Consider the following 2,437-nt stretch of genomic DNA (forward strand, 5'->3'; position numbering starts at 1 on the left):
TAAAAAAACAAATAAAAACCTTTTATTTTTTTATTTATTTTGTATATTCGCATGTGCTAATAATATGAATAAAAACAGAAAGTCATGAGAAGGAAAAGATTTATTACCAATTACACCATTGAAGAAATGGAGAAATTGTTACACAGTAAAGAAGATTATCGTATTGCAATGCGATTAATGACCTGTATTTTAGTAGCAAAAGGTTTTTCAGTAACTGAGTTACAAAAGATTTTCTATTACAAGTCTGCTGCAAGATATTTTTTCTGGGCGAGAAGGTTTAATGATGAAGGAATTGATGGACTGAAAGATAGAGAAGGAAGAGGTCGTAAGTCAAATCTTACTGAAGAAAATTATAAAAAGCTAAAGACAATTTTACTTACAACTACTCCTGATGAGCATGGTTATAATTCACAAATATGGAGTGGTCAGCTCATTACAGACTTTATCAAAAAAGAGTTCGGTGTTGCTTACCGTAAAGCAAATATTTACATTATGCTTAAGAAAAAACTTAAACTTATTAATAGAAAAGCTTTAGGTTTTCAAAAAATTGAGTAATAAAAAAATATTTCTATTTTGAAATTATTCATTAGTGTAAATTTTATTCATCATTTGAATTTGAACTTTACTCCCTAATGCAATTAAAGTTGTATCCTTTTTGAAAATTATTTCCGGGGATGGATTAATTGTAAATTCTCCATTTGGGTATTTAATAGCTAATATATTTACTCCTGTTTTTCTTCTAAAATTTATTTCTGAAATTGATTGATCCTTGAATTCCTTTTTTAAATCTTTATATTCAATCCCTTCAGTACGTATATTTACATCTGAATCATCTGTTAAAAGATGATAAAATTCAATTAAACCAGGTCTTGTAATAAGATTTGCCATGTAATGACCACCTATATTTTCGGGCATTACAACATGATTTGCTCCTGCTGATTTTAGTTTATCAATTGAACTTTCATTTGCTGCCCTACTTGTAATTGAAATCTTTGGACAAATTTTTCGTGCAGTAAGAACTACAAAAACATTTGCTGTATCTAAAGGAAGTGTTGTTATAAGAGATTTAGCATTTTTTAGATTTGCATCTAATAATGTTTCTTCAATTGTAGCATCACCCATAATAAATGACAGTCCTCTGTTTTTGATATTTTCAATTTCATCAAGATCAGACTCAATTATAACCATTTTTACTTTTTTGTTGAGTAACTCATCAACACATTTACTTCCGTTTCTACCGTATCCAATAATTATTACATGATCTTTAAAAGATTCTATTTTTTTATCCATTCTGAATTTATTTAATTTTTTTCTAAACTCCCCATCAATTATATACGAAGTTATAACAGTAATTGAAAATGTAAATATTGATATATAAATAATAATCAATATTATAGTAAATATTTTGCCTGCTGGTGAAAGGTCGTGAAGCAAGCCAAATCCTACTGTTGATAATGTAATTATTGAAAAATAAAGAGCATCTAAAAATGAGAGATCTTCAATTATCATATAACCGGTAATACCTATAAGAATTGCAATTACAACAAAAATAATTGCAAGTTGTATTTTGTAAAATTCAATGTTCTTTTTTATAAAAACCATTATTCCTGTGCTTACTTTAACTTTTCTTAAAGGGGACTTCTAATAATAATAAACAATAAAAAAAACCTCGCTATTGATAATAACGAGGTTCGTTTAGTGTAAATTGGTTTCAAATTACTTAACTGAATCTGATAGTTCTTTTCCAGGACGGAATTTTACAACTTTTTTCTTAGGTATGTCAATTTCTGCACCGGTTTGAGGATTCCTTCCTTTACGGGCAGCCCTTACTGATGTTGAAAAAGTTCCAAAACCCACTAAAGTAACTTTATCATCACCTTTTAATGCATCAGATGTTGCATCAATAAATGCGTTTAATGCTGCTTGAGCTTGAGTTTTTGTAATTCCTGAATTTTCTGCAATTTTGTTTATTAAATCTCCTTTGTTCATAATATAACCTTTTATTTTTGTTAATTAAATATTGTATTCACAAATATTGCCTCAAAAGTAAATTAATTTTTGCTTATTCAAAGAATTTTTTCAAAAAAATTAAAAGATTTTTTATTAAGCATCCCTTTAATACTGCTTATTCTTAATAATACTTTTAATAAACAAAGATATTATAAATGTAACTGGAACATAATCAACTATAAACAATCATTCTCTCTCTAATATTTATTTTTTTCATGAAGTAGTATTTTTATTTTTATTTGTTTTTAAACATTCGGTTCTATGTTGATTTGTGTGGGTAAAAAAATATTAAAGCCACAAACTTCGTCTGTCGAAGACAAGCTAAGTGTAATAAGAAGTAAGACTACGTCTGTGGCAAATTTGATTTTTATTCCAAATCATTTTTTTTGCCATTACTAAAATTTTATGTTGAAATAATGCAGTTATA

Annotated in this window: 3 protein-coding genes; 1 reads left to right on the forward strand and 2 read right to left on the reverse strand. The window is 27.1% G+C overall.

The window, feature by feature from the left end; genetic code table 11:
* Window positions 1-84 precede the first annotated feature (84 nt).
* The gene (locus U9R42_03875) at window positions 85-555 is read left to right on the forward strand and encodes a helix-turn-helix domain-containing protein (protein MEA3495155.1); all 471 of its coding nucleotides are present in this window, start codon (window positions 85-87) and stop codon (window positions 553-555) included.
* Window positions 556-579: 24 nt separating this feature from the next.
* On the opposite strand, the gene U9R42_03880 is transcribed toward U9R42_03875, so the two are convergent.
* Together U9R42_03880 and U9R42_03885 are read right to left on the reverse strand one after the other, a co-directional pair.
* Window positions 580-1,602, reverse strand: coding sequence for an NAD-binding protein (locus tag U9R42_03880; GenBank protein MEA3495156.1), 1,023 nt, complete (start codon window positions 1,600-1,602; stop codon window positions 580-582).
* 114 nt (window positions 1,603-1,716) lie between these two features.
* Window positions 1,717-1,989, reverse strand: a complete 273-nt coding sequence (locus U9R42_03885; protein MEA3495157.1) for an HU family DNA-binding protein — start codon at window positions 1,987-1,989, stop codon at window positions 1,717-1,719.
* Between the last annotated feature and the right edge of the window lie 448 nt (window positions 1,990-2,437).

Source organism: Bacteroidota bacterium (genome assembly GCA_034723125.1).
Taxonomy (GTDB): domain Bacteria; phylum Bacteroidota; class Bacteroidia; order CAILMK01; family JAAYUY01; genus JAYEOP01.

Coding starts and splice junctions, on each gene's coding strand:
- U9R42_03875 (MEA3495155.1), top strand. CDS start 85: ATGAGAAGGAAAAGATTTATTACCAATTACACCATTGAAGAAATGGAG.
- U9R42_03880 (MEA3495156.1), bottom strand. CDS start 1,602: ATGGTTTTTATAAAAAAGAACATTGAATTTTACAAAATACAACTTGCA.
- U9R42_03885 (MEA3495157.1), bottom strand. CDS start 1,989: ATGAACAAAGGAGATTTAATAAACAAAATTGCAGAAAATTCAGGAATT.